Origin of the sequence: Shewanella yunxiaonensis (assembly GCF_018223345.1) — a bacterium.
Lineage (GTDB): Bacteria > Pseudomonadota > Gammaproteobacteria > Enterobacterales > Shewanellaceae > Shewanella > Shewanella yunxiaonensis.
The window spans coordinates 2,478,401-2,502,309 of the sequence record NZ_CP073587.1; the positions used below are offsets into that span (position 1 = coordinate 2,478,401).

Consider the following 23,909-nt stretch of genomic DNA (forward strand, 5'->3'; position numbering starts at 1 on the left):
TTTCGGCTCATAATGTGCTCTCCCAAAATTTGGATAAACAATCTACATCTGGCGTTTTCCTCCAATGCCAAAGTGGCGCCAAACCATCAACGTTTGGGTAAATATTTTAGTGGGTTAACAGATTGACCATGGTAACGAATTTCAAAATGCAACATTACTTGGTCGGTACCTGTACTTCCCATCGTGGCAATAGTCTGTCCTGCGGACACGTTTTGCTGTTCCTTAACTAAGATTTTATCGGTATGGGCGTACGCACTAAGATAATCATCACTGTGCTTGATAATGACGAGATTCCCATATCCTCGTAAAGCATTACCCGCATAGACAACCCGACCATCTGCAGCGGCTTTTATAATATCGCCACGGTTACCGGCAATCTTTATCCCTCTATTGCCTTGCTCGGTACTAGAAAAAGTTGCTACCACATTCCCGTTCGCTGGCCACAACCATTGACCAACTTCGTCAGGTAAGATGGTACCTGAACTGTGGATAATTCCGTTAACATCTTGTTTACTAGTGGTTACAGAGTACGCAGACTTGTGATCGGAATCAAGTGTTTTTTGTGATGCCGGTCGCACTGACTGAACTGTTGCATTTTTTAATTTATCATTTTGTTTTTTATTAATTTTATCTCCATAGTTTTCATTCTTACGTTTGGAGTAATTGCTCAAATTATGTACTTTTTTATTTGATGAAATGGGGTTCAGGTGAAGTATCTGCCCAGGGTAAATGGTGTAAGCACTGTCTAGACGATTTATCTTGGCCAACTCTTGATAATCTTTATCCGCTGCCCAGGCGATTGAATAAAGGGTATCACCTTTATTCACTTTGTAAGTTTTAGCTGAGTTGAGATAGCCCTTTGCAATAATCGGGTGGGATCCGTTAACCGAATAAACGGGAGCGGGATGATAAGACTGGAAGCTACAAGCTGAAACGGACAATATCGCGGCAACGATTACCACGCCATAGCAGAGCCTTCGGCACAATATTTGAAAAGCGCTATGACGTTCTTCCTGGGACACTCCATTCCTCTCTAATCGCTTGACGCAATTTATGCCAAAGCCCCACTGACTAATGGTACAAATCGAACCGATTCAATCACGCTGGATGTATATTTTTCTCCCTGCCGGATAATTCTCAGCAATTGCTGATTATCTTCCCCCACAGGCACTATCAGAACACCGCCATCCGCTAACTGTTGCAATAAGGCTTCTGGGATCTCAGCAGCAGCGGCAGTAACCACAATTGCATCAAATGGTGCACGATTGACCCAACCTTGCCACCCGTCACCATATTTAAACGATACGTTGTGCAGATCTAACCGTTTCAGTCGCTGTCTGGCCTGTATTTGAAGACTTTTAATGCGTTCAACTGTGTATAACTGCGGAACTAGTTGCGCCAGAATTGCGGCTTGATAACCTGACCCTGTGCCAATTTCCAGCACCTTTGTCGGATTGACCGCTAACACCTGTTCGGTCATACGTCCAACGATATAGGGCTGAGAAATGGTCTGCCCAGAACCTATTGGTAAAGCGGTATTCTCATAAGCCTTGTGCGCCAGTGCACCATCGACAAACATCTCCCGAGGAGTTGCTGCCAACGCCTGTAGCACTGCGGGGTGAGTGATACCCGCCTCGCTTAATTTTCGGGTTAACTGTAATGCCGCAGATGCAGATGCTGCGCGACTCATAGTTTCTCAATCCACTGTTGCAGTTGTGATAGCTGACGATAGGCGGTCAAATCTACTGTTAACGGCGTAATAGATACAAAGCCCTGCGCCACAGCATAAAAATCGGTATCGTCGCCCACATCCAGTTCTATTCCAGGAGGGCCAAGCCAGAATATCTCACGCCCATGAGGATCGGTAGTTCGCACCATATCCTCCGCTTTGTGTCGCGTTCCCAGTCGGGTAACTCTGATCCCCTGGATCTGATCCATAGGTAAGTCCGGCACATTAATATTGAGGATCTGATCGGAGGCGATTGGAAAGCGTTTCAGCCCTTCAATAATTTTCAGCGTGTATGCGGCGGCAGTACCGTAATGCGTTAATGCCCGCCCCGCTAAAGATACTGCTACTGCTGGTAAACCCAGAAAACGCCCTTCCATAGCAGCCGCCACCGTACCTGAGTATAAGGTATCATCACCCATGTTCGCGCCAGCATTAATACCGGATACCACCATATCAGGCTCGCCATTACAGAGTTCACGTATGGCTAAATGCACGCAATCTGTGGGGGTACCGTTAACCGAGATATAACCGTTATCTAACTTATTAATCCTTAAAGGATTAGTCAAGGTCAACGAATTACTTGCACCAGAGCAGTTACGATCTGGCGCGACAGTTTGCACCGAAGCAACCTGCGACAGTGTCTCTGTCAGCACTTTAATCCCTGGAGCCATGACACCATCATCATTACTGACCAGAATCTTCATCGTCGCTTACCCGCCCTGATTTGCTTCTTTTTCGGCAACGGCCTGTTGCCAGCGCATTTCTGCAACATCGGTATAATCCAGCACTTCGCGCAATACCGAGGTGGCATAAGCCCCCGCGGGTAATACAAAGCTAACTTTCAAGCCTTCCGGGATCAAAGACCAACTCATCGCTTGCGGACACAGAAATAATGGTCGCCGCTCCTGAGATAACCCCACATCTTCTAGCCCCTTAAGATCATCGGCATAGGCTTCCAGGACACGACTTTCAAATGCTAAGGCATCGCCAGTACACAACGGTGTACCTCGCCCCCATAATGGTGCCGACAGTTGAATATCCTGCTCCGCTAAACGTCGTTTAAGGACTTCATCCCACTGTTCTGCCACAAAAAAACTGTTGCTTCCAGCCAGCATCACACAATCGCCAGCCAACAATGCTTGAGAATGCTGCGATAATCTGGTGGAGGTCACGGCGTTAAACAGCATAGATCGCAATGCTGACAGATAGAGTGAACGTTTATTACGGTCTTTAACTTTTCTCCCAGCCAACATTTCGCGAGCTTTAGTGATATTGCCCCCTTGATGACCGAATCGCTGCTCGCCAAAATAGTTAGGCACACCATGTTCACGGATCTGCTGTAAACGCTTTTGGACGTCATCAGGATCACTGAGTTCTCTTAAAATCAGCGTAAACCGATTACCGGTCAATGCACCAATTCTCAGCTTTTTGCTATGACGATGACTGGCTAACACTTGCAAATTGTCGGCATTCAATTGTTGCCAATCAGGCGTTTCTTTTCCCGGAATGCGTATACCAAACCATTGTTCTGTGACTGCATTTTTATCTTTCTGACCAGCAAAGGTCACTTCTTTAGGATGTACACCAGCAAATTTAGCCAGCATTTCCGCTACCGCAGCGGTATTTAACCCGCTCTTTCGAATATGCAGTAAGTGATGTTCGCCTTCACCAGTTGGTGCAAATGGCAGCAATTCCTGTACTAAAAAATCTTCGTTGTAGGTTCGCAGATTCCCACAACTATGAGGCTTTCCATATAGATAATGGAGTTCTACCACGCGACATGCTCCTCTGCAGCTGATTGCAGCAGTACTACCGCTTCGACCGCAATACCTTCTTTGCGACCAGTAAACCCAAGTTTTTCAGTAGTAGTCGCTTTAACATTAATCGCATCTAGCTCTGCCTGTAAATCGACCGCCAGTACCATTCTCATCGCGTCGATGTGCGGTGCCATTTTAGGCGCTTGCGCAATAATGGTGACATCAAGATTGCCCAGGCCAAAACCGCGCTGCCTAACGAGCTCAAAACAATGACGCAGCAACACCCGACTGTCAGCTCCTTTAAACTGAGGATCTGTATCAGGGAAATGGTGTCCTATATCCCCGAGAGCCATCGCCCCCAACAACGCATCTGCTACGGCATGCAGCACCACATCACCATCCGAATGTGCAACCAAACCCGTTTCGTAAGGCACAGTAACACCGCCGAGGATCAACGGTTGAACACCGCCGAATTTATGGACATCAAAACCATGTCCGATACGTATCTTCATCAATTACTCCAGTTGCTCCGGACTTAACGCTGCTCTCGCTGATGACGCAGATATAACGTTGCCAATGGCAGGTCATCCGGATGCGTTATCTTAATATTGTCACTCCGGCCGGTTACCAGCCCGGGATGAACCCCCGCCCACTCCATAGCCGAAGCTTCATCCGTCACCTGAATACCGGCTGCAATCGCTGCTGCGAGATTCCGTTGTAGTTCTTGCGCAGGAAATAACTGGGGTGTGAGCGCATGCCAAAGTGCTTCGCGAGATACCGTGGACGCTACACAACCATCAGCAGAGGCTCGCTTCATGGTATCGCGCACTGGCGCTGCCAAAATGGCACCTTGAGGAAATTGTTGCCGTGCCGCCAACAGCCTATCGATATCCTGATGAGTCAAACATGGTCTTGCGGCATCGTGTACCAAAGCCCAGGCATTGGTCTCATGGACATTTTGTAATGCGGCCAGAACCGAATTCGCACGCTCAAGTCCCCCCTCAACGGTATGAAGTTTTGGGTGTTGAGCTTGTGATAATGTTGAAAAGAATTGATCCTGTGAATGTAATGCCACAACTACCCGTGCAATATCAGGGTGGTCCAACAATAGTTGCAACGTAATGCCAAGAATGCAGCTATCCAACAACGGCAAATATTGTTTGGGACGATTGGCGCCCATACGACTGCCAATACCTGCTGCCGGAACGATAGCCACTACGGATTGAGACGCATATGCTTCATTATCAAACTGCGTTTCAGATTGTTTCATGGTGCCCTGCATTTAAGAAATATAGACGATGAACAGCACGATATATCAGTTACTAGACACGGTCATTGAACGTTGATCGCCACCAACCACCCGATAAAAAGTTTCACCCTTTTTAATGAGCCCCAGTTCATTGCGCGCACGTTCTTCAATAGCTTCTTTGCCACTGCGCAAATCAGAAATTTCCTCTTTTAACGCCTGGTTTCTGGCATCCAGTTCATCGTTATTCTGTTGCTGCTCGGCAATCTGATGATCCAAATGATAATACTCAGTGAGGCTATTTTCGCCCCACCATAAGCGATACTGCATCAGACCAAGCAACAGGCATCCTAACAAGAGCAAAGGTTTCATAAGTCGCGTGCAACCATTCCTGATAAAACGTTCTGCGACAGATAGTACAACAAAAAAGGCCACCAAGTGGCGGCCTTTTTGCATCAGTTTATATCTGTGTCGCTAAAAAGCAGGCTTATGCCTGACCTTTAATCGCTGACCGCCCCCAAAAAGGTGCCTTTTCACCTAACTGTTCTTCGATACGTAACAGTTGGTTGTACTTGGCAATACGATCTGAACGGCACAGAGAGCCGGTCTTAATCTGTCCAGCAGCAGTACCTACCGCAAGATCCGCAATAGTAGCATCTTCAGTTTCGCCGCTGCGGTGAGAAATCACAGCCGTGTAACCAGCCGCTTTTGCCATGCGAATCGCAGCCAGGGTCTCAGTCAGTGAGCCAATCTGGTTGAACTTGATAAGAATGGAGTTACCGATACCCTGTTCGATACCGCGAGCCAGGATTTTAGTGTTGGTCACAAACAGATCATCACCCACCAACTGAATTTTGTCACCGAGGATCTTGGTCAGATACGCCCAACCTTCCCAGTCAGACTCATCAAGACCGTCTTCAATAGACACGATCGGATATTGTTCTGTCAGTGATTTAAGGAAATCTGAGAATTCTTTGTCGGTAAACACTTTGCCTTCACCGGCGAGATCGTACTTACCATCTTTGTAAAACTCTGACGCCGCACAGTCCAGAGCCAAAGTCACGTCAGTACCCAGATTATAACCGGCTGCCGCAATCGCTTCTTTGATAACAGCCAAGGCATCAGCGTTAGATGACAGGTTCGGCGCAAAACCACCTTCATCACCAACGGCAGTATTCAATCCTTTGGCTTTCAGGACTTTCTTCAGATTATGGAAAATTTCAGAACCCATGCGCAATGCTTCACGGAAATTTTTTGCACCTACAGGCTGAACCATAAACTCTTGAATATCGACGTTATTATCAGCATGTTCACCACCGTTGAGAATATTCATCATCGGCACCGGCATGCTGTACTGACCGGGTGTACCATTCAGCTCGGCGATGTGGGCATACAATGGCATCCCCTTGAAGGCTGCGGCAGCTTTGGCGGCAGCCAATGATACGGCCAGAATTGCGTTAGCACCGAGTTTATCTTTGTTTTCGGTACCGTCCAGTGCAATCATGATGTTGTCAATCTCAGCTTGGGCTGTAGCATCTTTGCCCAACAGTGCATCACAGATCGGGCCGTTAATGTTAGCCACGGCTTTCAGAACGCCTTTGCCTAAATAACGGCTTTTGTCACCATCACGCAGTTCCAATGCTTCACGGCTACCGGTAGAGGCGCCTGATGGCGCTGCCGCCATACCGATAAATCCACCTTCCAGATGCACTTCAGCTTCTACAGTGGGGTTACCGCGCGAATCCATGATTTCGCGACCAATGACTTTAACGATCTTAGCCATAATATCCTCAGTTCAGAGATAAAGATTAAAAGATAAAACCCATACCCATATAGCATCCCCATGACATGGGTACAGGGCTTTTGATACTGCCGCAATGTCTCATCATACGACATTCTCGGACGCTTGATGAGGCATCGCAGGATTAAATAAAAAAGCCGGTGCAATTAACTCGCACCGGCTTGTATGTTTTAGCCTAATTTGCTTTTTTGATAGGCGCTGGCTGCCGCGACAAACCCTTCAAACAGCGGATGACCATCGCGCGGTGTTGAAGTAAATTCCGGATGGAACTGCCCGGCGACAAACCAAGGGTGATCCGGCAATTCAATCATCTCAACCAATTTACGATCTGACGATAAACCACTGAACACCAACCCCGCCTGTTCAAGTCTAGGAACATAGGTGTTATTCACTTCATAGCGATGGCGATGACGTTCAACGCAATTTTCACTGCCATAAGCCGCTGCAGCTTTGGTGCCTGGTATCAAATGACACAACTGAGCCCCCAGTCGCATAGTACCGCCCAGATCTGAGTTTTCGCTGCGGTGTTCAACATGGCCTTCTTCATCAATCCATTCGGTAATAAGACCAACCACTGGGTAAGGTGTTTTGGGTTCAAATTCAGTAGAGTGGGCACCTTCCATGCCAGCAACGTGACGAGCAAACTCAATCAGTGCCACCTGCATACCCAAACAAATACCGAAATAAGGCAGCTTATGTTCACGGGCGTATTGAGCAGCCATGATCTTGCCCTCAATACCACGAGAACCGAAACCACCTGGGACCAGAATACCATCAAGCCCTTCCAGTACTTCTACGCCCTTCGCTTCGACAGTCTGAGAATCAATGTATTTAATATGCACTGAGACGCGAGTCTTAATCCCGGCATGTTTCAAGGCTTCGTTAACGGATTTATATGCATCAGGCAACTCAGTGTATTTACCCACCATGCCGATGGTCACTTCAGCATTCGGGTTGGCTTCCTGATAAATCACGTTTTCCCATTCAGAAAGATCGGCTTCCTGACATTGCAGGCCAAAGCGTTTAACGACCAGTTCATCCAATCCCTGAGAACGCAACAGCGCCGGGATTTTATAGATAGAATCAACGTCGCGCAGTGAAATAACCGCTTTTTCTTCGACGTTACAGAACAGGGAAATTTTAGCGCGCTCAGTCGCCGGAATTGCCCGGTCGCCTCGGCACACCAGAATATCAGGCGCAATACCGATAGAACGCAGTTCTTTAACTGAGTGCTGTGTCGGTTTGGTTTTCACTTCCTGAGCAGGGCCAATAAATGGCACTAAAGTCAGGTGCATGAACATGCTGCGCTCGCGGCCCAGCTCAACCCCCAACTGACGAATAGATTCGAGGAATGGCAAAGACTCGATATCACCGACAGTACCACCAATTTCAACAATGGCTACGTCGTGACCTTCACCGCCTTCCAGCACTTTTTCCTTAATCGCATTGGTGATATGGGGGATCACCTGAATAGTCGCGCCCAGATAGTCACCACGGCGTTCCTTACGCAGCACTTCTTCGTAAATACGGCCGGTAGTAAAGTTATTCCGGCGGCCCATTTTCGTGCGAATAAAACGTTCATAGTGGCCCAAATCCAGATCAGTTTCCGCACCGTCTTCTGTGACAAAGACTTCGCCGTGCTGGATAGGACTCATGGTTCCCGGATCAACGTTGATGTAAGGATCCAACTTCATGATGGTCACATTGAGGCCCCGCGCCTCTAATATTGCAGCCAAAGATGCTGCTGCAATGCCTTTGCCAAGTGATGAAACCACACCACCGGTTACGAAGATATACCTTGTAGTCATGCTGAACCTGAGAAAAAGAGTGAGAATTCAGCGCTTGGATGAAGCGCCTGGACGGGGCGACAGTATATCAAAGACGGCTGGATTTACCAAACCAACAGAGGCAGAAATTTACCTGAATATTTAAATAAAAGGCGGCAGATTAGCTACGCTCCTGCTGTTTCACCTGCTCCCAGTACTGGTCCAATGACATTAAAGAATGTTCTTCGAACGCTTTTCCAGACTCATGAACCCGTTGCTCTACCCCACGAAAACGGCGTTCAAATTTGTGATTAGCCTGCCGCAGTGCTTCTTCCGGATTCACCCCCAGATGCCGTGCAAGATTCACTGCGGCAAACAGCAGATCACCAACTTCTTCCTGCACTTTCTGTGGTATTTGCGGTGAAGTTTGTGCTTCGACAATCACTTCATCCAACTCTTCTCGCACCTTGTCGACTACCGGCGATAATTCGCCCCAATCAAAACCGACTCGCGCTACCCGCTTCTGGATTTTTGCTGCCCGAGTGAGCGCAGGTAATGCGTTCGGAATGTCATCAAGTATGGAATTCAGCTGTCTTGCCTGCCGCTCACCCGCTTTAAGTTTTTCCCAGTTATCATGCAAATCTTTAATATCCGCATCGGCAAATACATGGGGATGGCGCTGCACCAGTTTGTCGCAGATACGAGAGACTACTGTGCTAAAATCGAACTGTTGCTGCTCTTTGCCAAGCTGCGAATAAAACACTATCTGAAACAGTAAATCGCCCAGTTCTGCCGGTAACTCCGCCCAGTCTTCACGCTCAATAGCATCGGCGACTTCATAGGCTTCTTCCAGAGTGAATGGAATGATCGACGTAAACGTCTGTTCCTTGTCCCAAGGACAGCCCTGCTGAGGGTCGCGGAGTTTTTCCATAATTGCCAACAGGCGTTCAATATCGGGATTACTCACAGCTGTCTATACCTATCACTCATATCACGACCGACTACAAACGGCGCGCTTCCAGAACACCATCGACCAGATTCAGTTTTGAAATCACGCGCGACAAACCTTCCACATTATAGAGTTCCATCTCTAACTCTATGGTAGCGGTCTGGGTTTTCACGTCAGATGAGGTGTTCATCGCCAGCACATTCGACTTTTCAGCCGCTAACACCGAAGTTAAATCCCGCAACAGACCGGTGCGGTCATTAGCCAATACCCGCAATCGGACTTTATAGCCGCCAGAGTAGTTTTCGCCCCAGACCACATCCACTAAACGCTCCGGATGCGCTCGCATCAACTCTTTCACTTGTTCGCAGTCAGCTCTATGTACCGAGATGCCACGACCTTTTGTGATAAAACCAAAGATCTCATCACCGGGAACAGGCTGACAGCACCGGGCCAGATGACTCATAAGGTTACCGACGCCATTCACTTCAATACGATCTTTGCTACCACTGCTGGCTTTTTGACCGCCCTTTTTCACCAGTTCTTCAATGGCGTCTTCTTCAGAAGGTTGTTCCTGACGGAACTGCCCCTGAACATAGTTCACCACTTGGTTTAAACGCACATCACCGCCACCTATGGCCGCCAATAGGTCGTCCATATTGCCCACATTGAAACGCTCAACAGCGATATTGGCATCCTTAAGATTAAGGCCAATGCGTGATAATTCCGCCTCCAGCATTTCTCTGCCTGCGGCCAGATTTTTATCACGGTCCTGCTGCTTCAGCCAATGCAGGATCTTGCTTCGCGCACGCGAAGTTTTGATGTAACCCAAGTTGGGGTTAAGCCAGTCGCGTTTGGGATTGGGGGTTTTAGAGGTAATAATCTCGACCCGCTCCCCTGTTTGCACCTGATAAGTAAAGGGGACGATACGGCCATCGACCTTGGCACCGATACAGCGGTGACCAATCTGCGAATGAATATAGTAGGCAAAGTCGAGTACGGTAGACCCCCCAGGCAAGTCGACGACTTCACCGGTCGGGGTAAACACATACACCCGATCTTCAAACACCTGAGAACGGATCTCTTCCACCAGGTTACCACTTTCAGCCACATCTTCCTGCCACTGCAGGATCTTACGCAGCCAATTGATCTTCTCTTCGTAACCGGTTTGTTTACCCGCAGTACCTTCTTTGTATTTCCAGTGAGCAGCGACCCCCAGTTCGGCGTCTTCATGCATCTGCTGGGTACGGATCTGGATCTCGACGGTTTTACCTTCCGGCCCGACAACCACAGTATGAATTGACTGATAGCCATTAGGCTTGGGGTTAGCAATGTAATCATCAAATTCACGGGGAATGTGATGCCACAGCGTGTGCACCACCCCCAGCGCGCCATAGCAGTCCTGCAATCGTTCGGTGACGACCCGCACGGCACGCACATCAAATAACTCGTCAAATTTTAGGTGCTTACCGCGCATCTTTCGCCAAATTGAGTAAATATGCTTGGGGCGTCCATACACTTTGGCGCGAATTTGCTCTTCATCCAGCTTTTTTTGCAGTTGATCGACGAAATTCTCGATATAGACTTCGCGGTCAAGCCGTTTACCGTCTAACTGCCGGGCAATTTCTTTGTAGGTATCGGGATGCAGGTAACGAAAGGAAAGATCTTCCAACTCCCATTTCAGTTGACCAATCCCCAGGCGGTTTGCCAGCGGCGCGTAAATATCGGCAATCTCTCTGGCAAGCAACACCCGGGTTTCTTCATCTGACCCCTTGACCTGTCGCAACAGAAATACTCGTTCGGCCAATTTGATAACCACCGCGCGTACATCTTCCACCATCGCCAACAACATTTTACGGATGTTATCGATTTGCGGCTCGGCCGCACGGCTATCCTGATTCAGCTGCAAATAACCAATGGCATCCATGGTCTTCACGCTGCGCACTAATGCAGCTAATCCTGACGAACACTTTTCCTGCAAATATTCTTCATTTAGCAGTCCGGCTTCAAAATAGACGAACAGTGCTGACGCCAACAAGGTGTCGATATCCATATTCAGCGGCGCCAGGATCTCAATTAATTCGCGGGATTTGGCCTGTAGCTCCGCCTGCGGAATACGGCACTTACCGAGCGGCAAGCTTTCAAGCTGCTGGAATAACACCAGTAGCTTCTGAGCTTCCTCGGGCTGAGCGACGTGGCGTTTGACCCACTCGTCCAACGTAAAGTCCGGATCCTGAAAATGCGCTTCGCGAACAGATACCATCTTTGCTTCCTTTTTTGGGTCTGATAAACAGACGCGTCAAGACTCTCTATCTTGGGTATTGCTTGCGGGAAGTCAAATCCCTTATGTCGCTTTTTGGAAAATCTCGCGTAAAGCTGGCGTTTATTTGTGCGAAAAGAGTGCCATGGCCTCAATATGATGCGTCTGTGGAAACATATCCAAGAGCACCAGTTTATCTAGCTGATAACCTTGTTCTACTAATCTGACACTATCCCGCGCCAGATTGGCGGGATTACATGATACATAAACCAATGATGCCGGTTGCAACTTTGGCAGGCACGCCAACAACTCCCAGGCACCGGCACGACTAGGATCCAGCAATAACTTATCGACTTGAGTCAGCCAAGGTTGTCCACGTAAATCGCCATTCAAATCCGCGCAATAAAATTCCGCATTGCTCAGTCCGGCAGCGATGGCGTTAGTTTGAGCCTGTTCAACCAGCGATGGCACCCCTTCAACCCCGGTGACCTTGGCACCAGTTGCCGCAATAGGCAGGCTGAAATTTCCCATACCACAGAATAAGTCGAGAATGTGTTCACCCGTTTTTGGGGCTAGCCACTCTAACGCCTTGGCGATCATCAGTTGATTCACTCCGCCGTTTACCTGAATGAAGTTACCCGGGTTAAAATGCAGTGTCAGCGGCTGGCTGGCCAGAGTGAATCGATAAAATGGCTGGGCACCATGCAGGTAGTCATACGCACCATCCTCACCTTGCAATACCAGTTGGCAATCGAGTTTCTGTGCTAATGCCAATAAGCGCTGCCGGTCTTTGTCTGATAATGGCTTTGTCACCCGCAGAACGACCAAAATGCCACTGTCAGCTGCGATCAATTCCACGTGCCCAAGACTGGTAATTCCCTGTAACTGTGCCAATGACGACGCCAAGGGTTTTATCAGTGCTGACAGCGCGGGAGCCAATACCGGACATTCATTCACAGCGACGACCTTGCTACTTTCTCGCGCACGGAAGCCCATGAAAAAACGCTTGCTAGTCTTGTCAAACCAGGTTGCTAAACGCGCTTTACGACGATATGCCACAGGCTCACCACTAAGCACTTCAATTTCGGGCAACACGTCGATACCAGAGAACTTTTCGAATAATTCAGTCAGGACTTGTTGTTTGTAGCGACGTTGCGCCTCAATCTGCAAATGCTGTAAATCACACCCACCACAACTACCGTAGTAATGACAGAGTGGCTGACAGCGCTGCTCAGAGGCCTGTTGTACTTTTATCAGCTGCGCGCGAGCATATTGCTTTTTATCCTCGGTCATTTTGACTTCGGCCACTTCCCCGGCCAACAGCCCAGGCACGAATAACACTTTGCCATCAAGCTGCGCGACCCCCGCGCCAAGATGATCCAGGGTACTAGCAGTTACCTGGATCTTTTTCGGCATTAACGCCGATGTTTTTGGTTTTGCTTTGAAAAATTGTGCCATGAAGCTCTCTTGGACAATAAAAATACTGGTAAAAGTAACGCCTAATCTGGCAGTCTAGTAACGTTTTAACTCTATTGCGGAATACGCCCTTGTCGATGAAAAGCCCCAACTACATGACCAAATACAGCCTGCGCTCCTGGGTACTGGTGCTGGCGTTGGCACCGACAATTTTGGTGGGTATTCTGCTGGGCGCGTATTTTACCATAAATCGCTTCTATGAATTGGAAGATACGCTGCGCGACCAGGGGAGTAATATCATTGAGCCACTGGCCATCGCTGGTGAGGCCAGTTTGATGAGTAATAACCGCGAAGCGGCCAAAAGACTCCTCGCCGCGGCACAACTTAACAAATCAACACTCGTACAATCCATCGCCATTTTTAATGCTGACAACCAACTGTTTGTCACCTCCCACTATCACAAAGACTTTGAGTTGATGCGTTATCCGCAGGATATTTCCACACTGACCCAAACCCAATTTGAGCAGATGGGTGATAGTCTGGTGGTCAGAACCCCGATCTATGCCAGTGGTAATTTACTGACACTGGATGACGTTCCCGGAGTCTCTCAGGCCGACAAGCCGGTTGGCTATGTCGCGATGTTGTTAAATAAAGAACGGGCACTGCTGGAGCAACATCGTGCGGCATTAGCGGCGTTTATCATCGTATTGATTGGCGTTCAGCTGAATTTATTGTTCACTTTCCGCTTGGTAAAAAACGTGACGCAACCCATTACCGAAATGGTACGGGTCGTGGCGAAAATCCGCGAAGGTAAACTGGATACCCGGGTCGGTGGTAATTTGATTGGTGAGCTGGATCTGCTAAAACGCGGGATCAACGCCATGGCCGGTTCATTGTCTGAGTACCATGATGAGATGCAACAAAATATCGATCAGGCGACATCAGATCTGCGGGAAACACTGGAGCAGATTGAAATCCAGAACGTAGAGTTGGACTTGGCCAAGAAAAGAGCATTGGAAGCCAGTCGCATCAAATCGGAATTCTTGGCCAACATGTCGCATGAATTACGCACGCCGCTTAACGGTGTTATTGGCTTTGCCAGACAGTTGTTGAAAACCCCCTTGCACGCAAGTCAGCTCGACTACATCCGCACCATTGAGCGTAGTGCCAGTAACCTGCTAAGCATCATCAATGACATTCTGGATTTTTCCAAACTGGAAGCCGGTAAAATGGTGCTGGAAAATATGCCATTTTCACTGCGGGAAAATCTGGAAGAAACCGTGATGTTGCTGTCGACTCAGGCACATGAAAAGCAGTTGGAACTGGTCGTTGATGTGATGCCAGAAGTTCCTGATACCGTGAGTGGCGATGCCATGCGCGTCAGCCAAATCATCACGAACCTCGTGGGCAATGCCATCAAATTTACCGAGAAAGGCAGTGTGTTGCTGAAGGTCGATGTCAACAGCTTGCAAGATGACCGTGTCGAGCTGCACTGCGAAGTTTCAGACACGGGTATTGGCATCGAAGCTGAGCAACAGGAGTTATTATTCCAGGCATTTGGTCAGGCAGACTCTTCGATTTCCCGTCGCTACGGCGGCACCGGCTTAGGCCTGATTATTACAAAACGCCTTATTAATCAGATGGGGGGGCAGATTGGTTTTACTTCCCGCCCGGGCAAAGGCTCCACCTTCTGGTTTACCCTGCCCCTGTCGCAGAGCCCCTATCCCTTGGGTGAACATCTGCCGCTGCAACAACTCTCTGGCAAAAGCGTCATGCTGTTTGAACCACGGACGCTGTCTGCCGCGGTATTGCAGCGACGGCTGCAATATTGGCATATGAAAGTTGAACAGGTAAATAGCGATGCCCAACTTAAACAGTTGCTGGCGAAGCAACCCGCGTTTGATTTTATGTTGTTAGCCTGCGATGAGTTTACCGATAAAACGACACTCAAGCAGATGTTAAAAAGTTCACGCAAATGCACTAAGGTGCTGATTGCCTTATCTGACTCTCATGATCAGCAATTATTGAATACGATTATCAGACCATTGGCAGACACAGTGCTCCGCAACCCAGTGGGTGAACATGCGTTGGTAAGAAATATGCTGGAATTGCAGATAGCACCCGAAGCTATCATGCTTCCGACCACAGCGCAGGAATCCACCCAATTAGCGATGAAAGTGTTGGCGGTCGATGATAATCCCGCCAACCTCAAACTGATTGACACTCTGCTACAGGAATTGGTTACCGAGGTACAAACGGCGGAAAATGGTCAACTGGCAGTCGAGGCTGCCCGGCAAACGGCTTTCGACGTGATTTTTATGGATATCCAGATGCCGGGAATCGATGGTCTTACGGCTACTGCGGCCATCCGCGAAAATAGTCTCAATCAAAATACGCCGATTATCGCGGTCACTGCACACGCCATAAATGAAGAGCGAGAACGTATTCTTAGCGGAGGCATGGATGGCTACCTACCGAAACCGATAGATGAAATTGCCTTAAAAGCTATTCTTAACCGCTGGCACTCACAGCCTAAAATCGTACCGATTGATCATCGAACCTTGAATTGGGCTCTTTGTATCTCACAGGCCAATGATAAACCGGCACTAGCGCAAGAAATGTTGCAAATGTTGGTTAATACTATTCCAGACACCCGCGCTGATATTGAAGCGGCGTTAGAACAACGGCAACAACCGCGACTCCTGAGTATTATCCACAAATTACATGGGGCATGTTGCTATTCTGGTGTGCCTACCTTGCAGCAGTTGTGTCAGACAGTAGAGTCAGCATTGAAGCATGGTGCGGCACTAAGCGATATGGAGCCGGAAATTCTTGAGTTACTTGATGAGCTGACTAAGGTAGAATCTGCGGCCCAAAAGTTACTCTCATCTCTTGTAACGGATTGAACCCATGAATGTAAAAGCGGGATTTTTCAAACGGCTTAAAGCACTAAGTCTGCCGCAGAAAAAATTGTTTGCCATTGCACTGTGCCAGCGCATGTTACCAAACTATCAGCTATTTTCCGATGTATGCCAATTTGGTAACCCGGCAGTGCTTGATACGCTATTGCAGCTGTTATGGCAATCGTTATACGACAATAAACTAAAATTAAACATAGAGTTACAGTTAGCAAAACTGGAAGAAAACACTCCGGAACCAGAAAATTTCGATGTCTATGGTGTGTATCCAGCACTTGATGCAGTGGTCGCGCTGTCGTCGTTATTAGGTGCCCTTGAAAGCAAAATTGAAGATGACATTATTAATATTTCCAAACTGTCATCGTCTACCGTTGCCAATTATATTGAAGCAATTGCGCCAGAGGCGCTTACAGAACAGCAACTGGAAGATTTCGTCTTTGCCCACGAAGTCATGCAGGAAGAGCGTGAGTTGCAAGAATCATTGCTGGCAATTATTGAAGAGCAGCCGCAGCTCAATGCTGAGTTTATTAAAGAATTGCGCAAAGAGATTGTAGCTGCCGGAGTATCAAATATCGGCATCACGCTTAACTGAGCCATGGGAAAGTTGCTTGACAAGGCCGGCGACCATCCGGCCCTTTATTCAGCGTTTACCCTAATTACCGCCATCAGGCATTCAGTAATTCACGCGCATTGGCAAGCGTGTTGTCTGTAATAATGTCGCCCCCCAGCAGCCGTGCCAGTTCCTGGATCCGTTGCTCATGATCCAAGGGCACCATTGAGGTTTCTGTCATGCCACCCTTACTTTGTTTCGCCACATACATGTGCTGATGCCCATTGCCCGCCACCTGCGGTAAATGCGTGACACATAACACCTGAGTTGACTCCCCGAGTGACCGCAACATTCGGCCAACCACTGCGGCAGTAGGGCCAGAAATCCCCACATCCACTTCATCAAAAATCAGCGTAGGCGTTGCGACTTTACGGGCGGTGATCACTTGAATTCCAAGCCCGATACGCGACAATTCACCGCCAGATGCCACCTTCGCCATATTCTCCAGCGGCTGCCCAGGGTTGGTACTCACACGAAACTCCACATTGTCACTGCCATGCAAGGTCATCAGCTGCTCATTGAACTCGACAGCGATGACAAACTTGGCTTTGGGCATATTCAGCTCACGGATAGATTCGGTGACCAGCTTTTCCAACTCTTTGCCGTAACGTTGGCGACTTTGGCTCAGTTTCTGTGCCTGAGCCAAATAATTATCGCGACTGGCGGAAAGTTGCTGTTCCATCTCTTGCAACCGAGACTCATCAGAATCCAGCGAGGCTAATTCTTGCAGTAATTGCTGATGATGTTGATACAGTGTTGACGGTTGCACATGATGTTTGCGGCTAAGCAACATCGCTTTTGACAGGCGCTCTTCTATCTGTATAAAAACTTCTGGATCCAACTCCAGCTTATCCAGATATCGTTGTAACTCACTGCAGCTTTCCTGCACCTGGATTAAAGCATCATTCAGCATATTGCTAACAGAAGCTAATTGAGGATCGACAGTTTCGACTTCAGCAGCCACACTGATGGCTTTATTAAGCAATGAGTCGACATTACTTTCTTCACCATCACTTAACAGATAAATAGCGTTCTGACAGGCTTCCATCAATGCTGAGCCATTAGCCAGCTTTTTATGTTCCTGCTCCAGTTCGGCAAATTCCTGTTCTGCCAACCCGAATTCGTTCAGCTCCTCAACCTGATAACTGAGTAACTGCTTACGAGAAATACGTTCTTGTTGAGAACGTTGTAATTCCAGCAACTGCTGTTCGTTAGTACGAAACCGCTGATATGCCGCACTTACCGCGTCAAGCAGTAATCGATGGTTAGCATAGCTATCTAACAGTATCAGTTGCTGCTCGGTTTTGAGTAATGCGTGATGAGCATGTTGACCATGGATGCCCACCAACAACGGTCCAAGCGCTTTTAACTGTGCCAACGGCACTGGGTTACCGTTAATATATGCCCGCGAACGACCATCGCTGCCGATGGTACGCCGCAAAATACACTCATCATCCAATTCGAGGTCGTTATCCTCCAACCATCGTTTGGCTAAGGGAACGTCCAATAACGAAAAGCGGGCACTGACTTCGACCTTCTCGGCGCCAGGTCTGACACAGCCGGCGTCGGCGCGATTCCCCAGACACAAACCAAGGGCATCGATAGCAATCGATTTACCAGCACCTGTTTCACCGGTAATACTGGTCATTCCGGCACGGAAATCCAGCTCAAGAAAACGCACAATGGCAAAATTGTTGATGCTGAGTTGGCAAAGCATAAAATATCCCCAAAGCACTGTATTAATGAACAGTATATACTGATTTTTTATACAGTAAATAGCTGTTCAATAATTCTCCCTCGTCGCCAGTTGTACCTTTTGTGAATAAACGTTAATGACAGATTGCAGGCCGTCGCTATCACACAGCGATAGCTATCCGTTATTATACAAAGGTAGTGAACGTAATCATTGAGGATAAAATGCCAGCGCCATCCCCCGAACTCCAGTTGATCTACCTGTTCGTGCATCTCGTGAATGCTGGCAGTTTTTCTGCGGCGGCTCGGCAGTTAGACATGCCGGTTGCGACGGTGAGCCGCAAACTCGCACGTCTGGAAGAACAGCTTAATCGGCAGTTGTTGATGCGCAGTACGCGTAAATTGCGTCTGACTGAAGAGGGCCTGGCACTATTTCAAAAATACCAGGAAGTTGTCTCACAATTTGATGCCTTGAGCCATAGCGGCAGTCCGGAAAAACCGGAAGGCACGCTCAGACTTGCCGCGCCTATCTCAATCATCGCCAATTTACTGATTGGCACGCTCACTGAGTTTTGCGAGCAATACCCAGAGATACAGTTACATATTGCGCAAAGTAATGAAGAGTTTGATCTGGTAGACAAAGCGATAGATGTGGCAATTGTAGGAGGTACGCAACCGGACTCCTCCTGGATCTCCTGCTCATTGGGCGTACTGGACTATCGTATGGTGGCATCGCCTGGATACTTAAGAAAAGCCCCGGCACTGCAACACCCGCAACAACTACACCGACATAAGATTATTAAGGCTTGGCCTTTTTTCAACTGGACGTTACGACATGCCGACGGTGATGCATTTTATTACGATGGACCAGCCAATTTAACCCTGACAGATCTCAATGGTGCAATACGCGCCGCCGAGCTTGGTGGTGGGATACTTTATGGCCCCGAGTTATTTGTGAAGCAGCAGTTGCAGCAGGGAACTTTGCAGGTATTGTTACCGGAATGGCGCGGTGAGAAGCGGCGGATCTCGCTGTTATACCATCAGCGTGGGCAACAACCGTTGAAAGTGAGGCTCTTCATCGAATTTATGCAGGCACGTGCCGCTAAGTTGTTTGCCATGAATGATGCTGAGTCGTAAAAGATAAAACCCGCGATTGCGGGTTTTATCTGCAAAACAACATCACAATTTGATGCCGGCCTTGGCGAGATCTTTTTCTATCACGCTTTTGGGCAGCGCCACATAACCATCTTTTTCAACAACTTGCTGCCCCTGTTTGGACAAAATGTAGCGAATGAATTCACGCTGCATTGGGGGCAATTCCTGATTTGGATGCTTATTCACGTAAACATACAAATAACGTGATAGCGGATAGGTGCCTGTGGCAGCATTCTCAGCGGTAGCAGCAATATAGTCATCACCTTTTTTAGAGATTGCGACGGCTTTCACCCCCGCCGTCTTATAACCGATCCCAGAATAACCAACCGCATTTAATGACTGCGATACCGATTGCACCACGGACGCACTTCCTGGCTGCTCATTTACACTGGGTTTGAAATCCCCTTTACATAAGGCGTGTTCTTTAAAGAAACCGTAAGTCCCTGATACCGAGTTACGACCATAAAGTTGAATATCTTTAGTGGCCCAGTTGCCTTGTAAGCCAACATCCCCCCACCGGGTCAAATCGCCGGAGCCACATTTGTGGGTTGACGAAAAGATGCCGTCGACCTGTTCCAGACTTAAGCCCTTGATGGGATTGTCCTTATGGACAAACACAGCCAAAGCATCAATCGCTACACGGATCCGAGTTGGTTTATAGCCATAATGTTTTTCAAAAGCTTCTTCTTCATTGGGCTTCATTGAACGGCTCATGGGGCCAAACTGAGAAGTTCCTTCGGTTAACGCTGGTGGTGCGGTGGACGAGCCGGCGGCTTGAATTTGCACGTTCACATTAGGATACATCTGCTTAAACTCTTCCGCCCACAAGGTCATCATATTCGCCAGGGTATCCGAGCCTACGGACGAGAAATTTCCGGATACACCGCTGGTTTTCTCATAATCCGCTAAGGACGGATCTACTGCCGCGATGGCGGCCGCAGAGAACAAACCGGCGGTCAGGGTCATCGCGCCTACAAGCTGTTTCAGTTTCATGTTTCGCTCCAGTGCAGTAGCAACACAATTATTGGGTGTCAGTATTGATTGACTCGGTGAACAGTCTATGACTTTTTGATGACAGTTACATGACAACCAGCATCATCACTGAAATATAAATAATTTAATAGATTCAATAAGAAAGAAATTAAACTAGGTTGCTAACTCTAATAATTTTGGTTTATTTTGGTGAGAGTGCCAGCAAATGCTGCGGAATAACAAAACTGAAGGTACTGCCCTTGCCGGGTTCACTCATCACCAGCAACTCACTGTGGTGATGGCTCAACGCATGCTTCACAATGGCTAATCCTAAACCTGAACCGCCAGTCTGACGCGAACGGGCGCTATCAACGCGGTAAAACCGTTCAGTCAAACGTGCGATATGCTGCGGTGGAATACCGATCCCAGAATCTTTCACACTGAACATGGCGCCGGTAGCCACCTTCTTCCAACTGATGACAATTGTGCCGCCAGGCTCTGTGTAGCGAATGGCATTAGAGATCAGGTTTGAACAAGCACTGCGCAATTGCAACTCATTGCCGTGCACATCTAGTTGGCCGTCAAATTCAAACGTCAGCTGATAGCGACCACGGGACAAAGCTTCAGCCTCAGTCCGCAATACCGCCAACATCTTATTCATATCAACCACATTTTCCAGATTGATTTCAGCGGCGTCTTCAATTCGCGACAACATTAGCAGTTGCTCTACCATCGACTGCATACGGCCAGTTTGCTGTTGCATCAACTGCAATGCTTTGAGATTAGGGTCTTTCGCATCCGCCATGCTTTCCATCATTTCCAGATAACCCTGCAACACCGTGAGTGGCGTTTTCAATTCATGAGAAACGTTAGCCACAAAATCCTTACGCATGCCTTCCAGTTGCCTGACGCGGGTGATATCTCTGGCAATTAATAACAGTTGTCGATCGCCATACGCCATCAACCGAAGTTCCAATAAGCGTTTTTCAGAAACAGGAGAAGGAAGTTCAAGAGGTTCTTGGAAATGGCCTTTCTTGAGGTAAGAAGAAAAATCCGGATGGCGGATCAGATTATCAACCCGTTGCCCATTATCCTGCGGCCACACCAACCCTAACATCAGTTGGGCAAGCTTGTTACACCAGAGAATATTGAGACTCGAATCCAGCACTACCGCCGCATCCGGCAATGCCTCGGCACCTTGTCGAAAGCGCCCCAGCAATCCGGCTAACTGACTAATACGTTTACGATTTTTTCCCTGCAGACGGTAAATACCGTTGAATACGCCTTCCCAACTGCCGCTGCCCTGAGGGGGGGTTAAGCGGCGATCTTTCCACAACCAATAGTTAAGACGCATCAGCTGTCGATAGTGCCAGGCCAACATCAGAAAGGCGCCGAGGCAAAGCACTTCTAGCACATGGCCAAAGACCAACCCAAGCAACAGACAACTCAACAGATACAGCACGAGTCGCGAGAACAGCCGATATCCGGAATAAGCGTCAAACATAAAAGAAGGCCCTGAATTCAGCCAGATGGGGCACAAGATAGCGCAAAAAACGCGATGTGCCCATCTCAGAATGGTCAGCTACGGGTCGAGAAGCGATAACCTGCGCCACGTACGGTCTGAATCAACCGATCATGACCTGAAGGCTCGATGGCTTTACGCAAACGGCGAATATGCACATCGACGGTGCGATCTTCTACATAAACGTTGGTGCCCCAAACATTGTCTAACAACTGTTCGCGGCTATAAACACGTTCGGGGTGAGTCATAAAAAAGTGCAGCAATCGAAACTCTGTCGGTCCCATATCCAGTACAGACTCGCCCACAGAAACCCGGTGACTGACGGGATCCAATGTCAGCCCCTGCACCTCAATCATGTCTTCTAATCGCGTCGGAGCAGCGCGCCGTAATACGGCTTTAATGCGCGCCACCAGCTCTTTGGGTGAAAACGGCTTGGTAATATAGTCATCGGCCCCGACTTCCAGTCCTTTGACTTTATCTTCCTCTTCGCCTCTGGCGGTGAGCATAATAATGGGAATAGTGCGGGTAAATTCATCTTGCTTGAGAGACTTGGCGAATTGGATGCCACTGCCTCCCGGAAACATCCAATCCAGCAGGATCAGATCTGGATAGGGTTCCTGTAGCTGTGCCATGGCAGAATCGAAATCCTCTGCACTGCTGGCAACAAAGCCATGTTGTTCCATCACAAAGGTGAGCATTTCACGAATGGCCAGCTCATCTTCGACAATCAAAATCCTTGCAGTCATAAGCGTTTCTGTCAGTGAATTAACACGTAGCTATTATTGGTCAGTTTTGTGACAAAATTATGAAACGCAGTCACAACTCAACATAAACTGCCACTATTGTGTCATAAAAGCCATCAACCAGGCAGTTTTATTGGGGGATCTCAGCGTAGATCCAAAACTACAGTAGCGTAAGTGTCATACAGGTTTTACAACCAGCAAAAAGCCAGTCACATGACTGGCTTTCATTTAAATATTCTATACCTAAGTCTTAGAACTTGTGTTCCAGACCGATACCAATGTAGTTATCACGATCGGTATTCACATCCATTGAGCGGCTAGTGTAGAAAGCAAATAACTTGGTAGGTTTAGCCAGTTTGTAATCAGCGCCAACTGACCAGCCGCTACCAGTATCGTCCATATCCTGATACTGAGCTTTCAGAGTCACAGCATTAACATCATATGCAGCACTTACTAAATAACCATTAATGCTGTTGCTATCACCCTCAGATTTTTCCTGCTGCTGGTACATACCACCCAGTTTGAAGTCGCCCATTTTGGCTTGCATAGTTGCACGCAACACGTCATAGCCACTGACTTTTGAGTCATAAGCGATTGCTGCGTAAACGGCAGTTCTCTTAAGACTGGCATCACCATACATCAGCGCAGATGAAAAACCGTTGTCACCGTTTTGAGAAGCATCGGCATCGGCAACATAAGTCGCGCCGAAACGCACTTCGCCCATTGCCGGGCTCAGATAAGTTACGGTTTGAGCCATACGGTTATCCCCCTTAAACAGATATTTAAGGTCACCAATTAAATCATTAAACTGATCAACATGTCCCTGAGAACCCTTCATTAAAGTATCGTTACGGCCAACAGAGATCGCACCAAAATCGCCCTTCACACCCACAAATTGGTTACGGGCTTTAAAGTTAGTGCTAGAAGAACTGTCTGTCGCTACTTCATATTCAACGGTGTAGAAAGCTGTCAGTGAATTACCCAGGTCGTAATCACCTTTAACGCCAAAACGAGAGGCGTTACTTTGAACAGAAGTCACCGAATCAGCACCGCTTTCGTCATTGTTTTGAACAGTCACATTCAACTTACCATAAACTGTCAACGGATCAGCTGCTTGAGCAGAAGCAATGGAAGCGGTAGCGATAGCAGTAGCGAGTAGGGTTTTGCAAAATGCGTTCATCATTCTTTCCTTTCGACGTTCTCTCGTCTGGGTTATTGGTTTGGAACGAGCGCAAGTGTGCAGTGGCCTTGTTGCAGATTTATTTCATTTTTTTCGCGTCTATGTGACAGTCAATTTCGCAGTATTTCTGATCCCCATCAAACCCATAATTGCCGCGACTTCCAAGGAAATCAGCGGCTTTGTGACATTTTGATTA

The 23,909-nt window shown here is 48.1% G+C and carries 21 protein-coding genes; 4 read left to right on the top strand and 17 right to left on the bottom strand.

Annotation, left to right across the window (positions count from 1 at the left end):
- Positions 1-86: 86 nt before the first annotated feature.
- The 9 genes from KDN34_RS11320 to KDN34_RS11360 form a co-directional block, all read right to left on the bottom strand.
- On the bottom strand, positions 87-962 hold the full coding sequence (locus tag KDN34_RS11320; protein WP_407695803.1) for a peptidoglycan DD-metalloendopeptidase family protein: 876 nt from the start codon (positions 960-962) through the stop codon (positions 87-89).
- An 89-nt stretch (positions 963-1,051) separates the two neighbouring features.
- On the bottom strand, positions 1,052-1,690 hold the full coding sequence (locus KDN34_RS11325) for a protein-L-isoaspartate(D-aspartate) O-methyltransferase (protein ID WP_212593880.1): 639 nt from the start codon (positions 1,688-1,690) through the stop codon (positions 1,052-1,054).
- Entirely contained in the window at positions 1,687-2,433 is a 747-nt protein-coding gene (gene surE / locus KDN34_RS11330; RefSeq protein WP_212593881.1) for a 5'/3'-nucleotidase SurE, read from the bottom strand. The genes KDN34_RS11325 and surE overlap by 4 nt, the downstream gene beginning before the upstream one ends.
- 6 nt (positions 2,434-2,439) lie before the next feature.
- On the bottom strand, positions 2,440-3,504 hold the full coding sequence (gene truD / locus KDN34_RS11335) for a tRNA pseudouridine(13) synthase TruD (RefSeq protein WP_212593882.1): 1,065 nt from the start codon (positions 3,502-3,504) through the stop codon (positions 2,440-2,442).
- The gene (gene ispF / locus KDN34_RS11340; protein ID WP_212593883.1) at positions 3,498-3,998 is read right to left on the bottom strand and encodes a 2-C-methyl-D-erythritol 2,4-cyclodiphosphate synthase; all 501 of its coding nucleotides are present in this window, start codon (positions 3,996-3,998) and stop codon (positions 3,498-3,500) included. The genes truD and ispF overlap by 7 nt, the downstream gene beginning before the upstream one ends.
- Positions 3,999-4,021: 23 nt before the next feature.
- Entirely contained in the window at positions 4,022-4,756 is a 735-nt protein-coding gene (gene ispD / locus KDN34_RS11345; RefSeq protein WP_228730323.1) for a 2-C-methyl-D-erythritol 4-phosphate cytidylyltransferase, read from the bottom strand.
- 45 nt (positions 4,757-4,801) lie between these two features.
- Positions 4,802-5,104, bottom strand: a complete 303-nt coding sequence (ftsB, locus tag KDN34_RS11350; RefSeq protein ID WP_212593885.1) for a cell division protein FtsB — start codon at positions 5,102-5,104, stop codon at positions 4,802-4,804.
- 115 nt (positions 5,105-5,219) lie between these two features.
- Positions 5,220-6,515 (bottom strand): phosphopyruvate hydratase, encoded by a 1,296-nt coding sequence (eno, locus tag KDN34_RS11355; RefSeq protein WP_212593886.1) that lies wholly within the window; start codon positions 6,513-6,515, stop codon positions 5,220-5,222.
- Positions 6,516-6,703: 188 nt separating this feature from the next.
- On the bottom strand, positions 6,704-8,341 hold the full coding sequence (locus tag KDN34_RS11360; protein ID WP_212593887.1) for a CTP synthase: 1,638 nt from the start codon (positions 8,339-8,341) through the stop codon (positions 6,704-6,706).
- Here KDN34_RS11360 and KDN34_RS11365 point away from each other — a divergent pair.
- Positions 8,226-8,465 (top strand): hypothetical protein, encoded by a 240-nt coding sequence (locus KDN34_RS11365; protein WP_212596715.1) that lies wholly within the window; start codon positions 8,226-8,228, stop codon positions 8,463-8,465. The two genes, KDN34_RS11360 and KDN34_RS11365, sit on opposite strands and share 116 nt — an antisense overlap.
- A 15-nt stretch (positions 8,466-8,480) precedes the next feature.
- On the opposite strand, the gene mazG is transcribed toward KDN34_RS11365, so the two are convergent.
- The 3 genes from mazG to rlmD form a co-directional block, all read right to left on the bottom strand.
- A complete protein-coding gene (mazG, locus tag KDN34_RS11370) occupies positions 8,481-9,266 on the bottom strand; it encodes a nucleoside triphosphate pyrophosphohydrolase (protein WP_212593888.1) in 786 nt (261 codons plus the stop codon).
- A 34-nt stretch (positions 9,267-9,300) separates the two neighbouring features.
- Positions 9,301-11,508, bottom strand: a complete 2,208-nt coding sequence (gene relA, locus KDN34_RS11375; protein ID WP_212593889.1) for a GTP diphosphokinase — start codon at positions 11,506-11,508, stop codon at positions 9,301-9,303.
- A gap of 120 nt (positions 11,509-11,628) precedes the next feature.
- On the bottom strand, positions 11,629-12,963 hold the full coding sequence (rlmD, locus tag KDN34_RS11380) for a 23S rRNA (uracil(1939)-C(5))-methyltransferase RlmD (RefSeq protein ID WP_212593890.1): 1,335 nt from the start codon (positions 12,961-12,963) through the stop codon (positions 11,629-11,631).
- A 95-nt stretch (positions 12,964-13,058) separates the two neighbouring features.
- Here rlmD and barA point away from each other — a divergent pair, with 95 nt between their 5' ends.
- Complete coding sequence (gene barA, locus KDN34_RS11385; RefSeq protein WP_212593891.1) at positions 13,059-15,827, top strand: two-component sensor histidine kinase BarA; 2,769 nt, start codon at positions 13,059-13,061, stop codon at positions 15,825-15,827.
- Between the two features lie 4 nt (positions 15,828-15,831).
- Positions 15,832-16,431, top strand: coding sequence for a YjaG family protein (locus tag KDN34_RS11390; RefSeq protein ID WP_212593892.1), 600 nt, complete (start codon positions 15,832-15,834; stop codon positions 16,429-16,431).
- A gap of 73 nt (positions 16,432-16,504) precedes the next feature.
- Here the strand turns inward: KDN34_RS11390 and recN are convergent, their stop codons facing one another.
- Positions 16,505-18,166: a DNA repair protein RecN gene (recN, locus tag KDN34_RS11395; protein WP_212593893.1), complete on the bottom strand. Its 1,662-nt coding sequence runs from the start codon at positions 18,164-18,166 to the stop codon at positions 16,505-16,507.
- Between the two features lie 200 nt (positions 18,167-18,366).
- Here recN and KDN34_RS11400 point away from each other — a divergent pair, with 200 nt between their 5' ends.
- A complete protein-coding gene (locus KDN34_RS11400; RefSeq protein ID WP_212593894.1) occupies positions 18,367-19,278 on the top strand; it encodes a LysR family transcriptional regulator in 912 nt (303 codons plus the stop codon).
- Positions 19,279-19,320: 42 nt separating this feature from the next.
- Here the strand turns inward: KDN34_RS11400 and KDN34_RS11405 are convergent, their stop codons facing one another.
- From KDN34_RS11405 to KDN34_RS11420, 4 genes are all read right to left on the bottom strand, one after another.
- Positions 19,321-20,289, bottom strand: a complete 969-nt coding sequence (locus KDN34_RS11405; RefSeq protein ID WP_212593895.1) for a PstS family phosphate ABC transporter substrate-binding protein — start codon at positions 20,287-20,289, stop codon at positions 19,321-19,323.
- A 181-nt stretch (positions 20,290-20,470) separates the two neighbouring features.
- Entirely contained in the window at positions 20,471-21,772 is a 1,302-nt protein-coding gene (gene phoR, locus KDN34_RS11410; RefSeq protein ID WP_212593896.1) for a phosphate regulon sensor histidine kinase PhoR, read from the bottom strand.
- Between the two features lie 74 nt (positions 21,773-21,846).
- Entirely contained in the window at positions 21,847-22,536 is a 690-nt protein-coding gene (gene phoB / locus KDN34_RS11415; protein WP_212593897.1) for a phosphate regulon transcriptional regulator PhoB, read from the bottom strand.
- 247 nt (positions 22,537-22,783) lie between these two features.
- Positions 22,784-23,716 carry a porin gene (locus tag KDN34_RS11420; protein WP_212593898.1) on the bottom strand — a complete coding sequence of 311 codons (933 nt, stop codon included), beginning with the start codon at positions 23,714-23,716 and terminating at the stop codon, positions 22,784-22,786.
- Between the last annotated feature and the right edge of the window lie 193 nt (positions 23,717-23,909).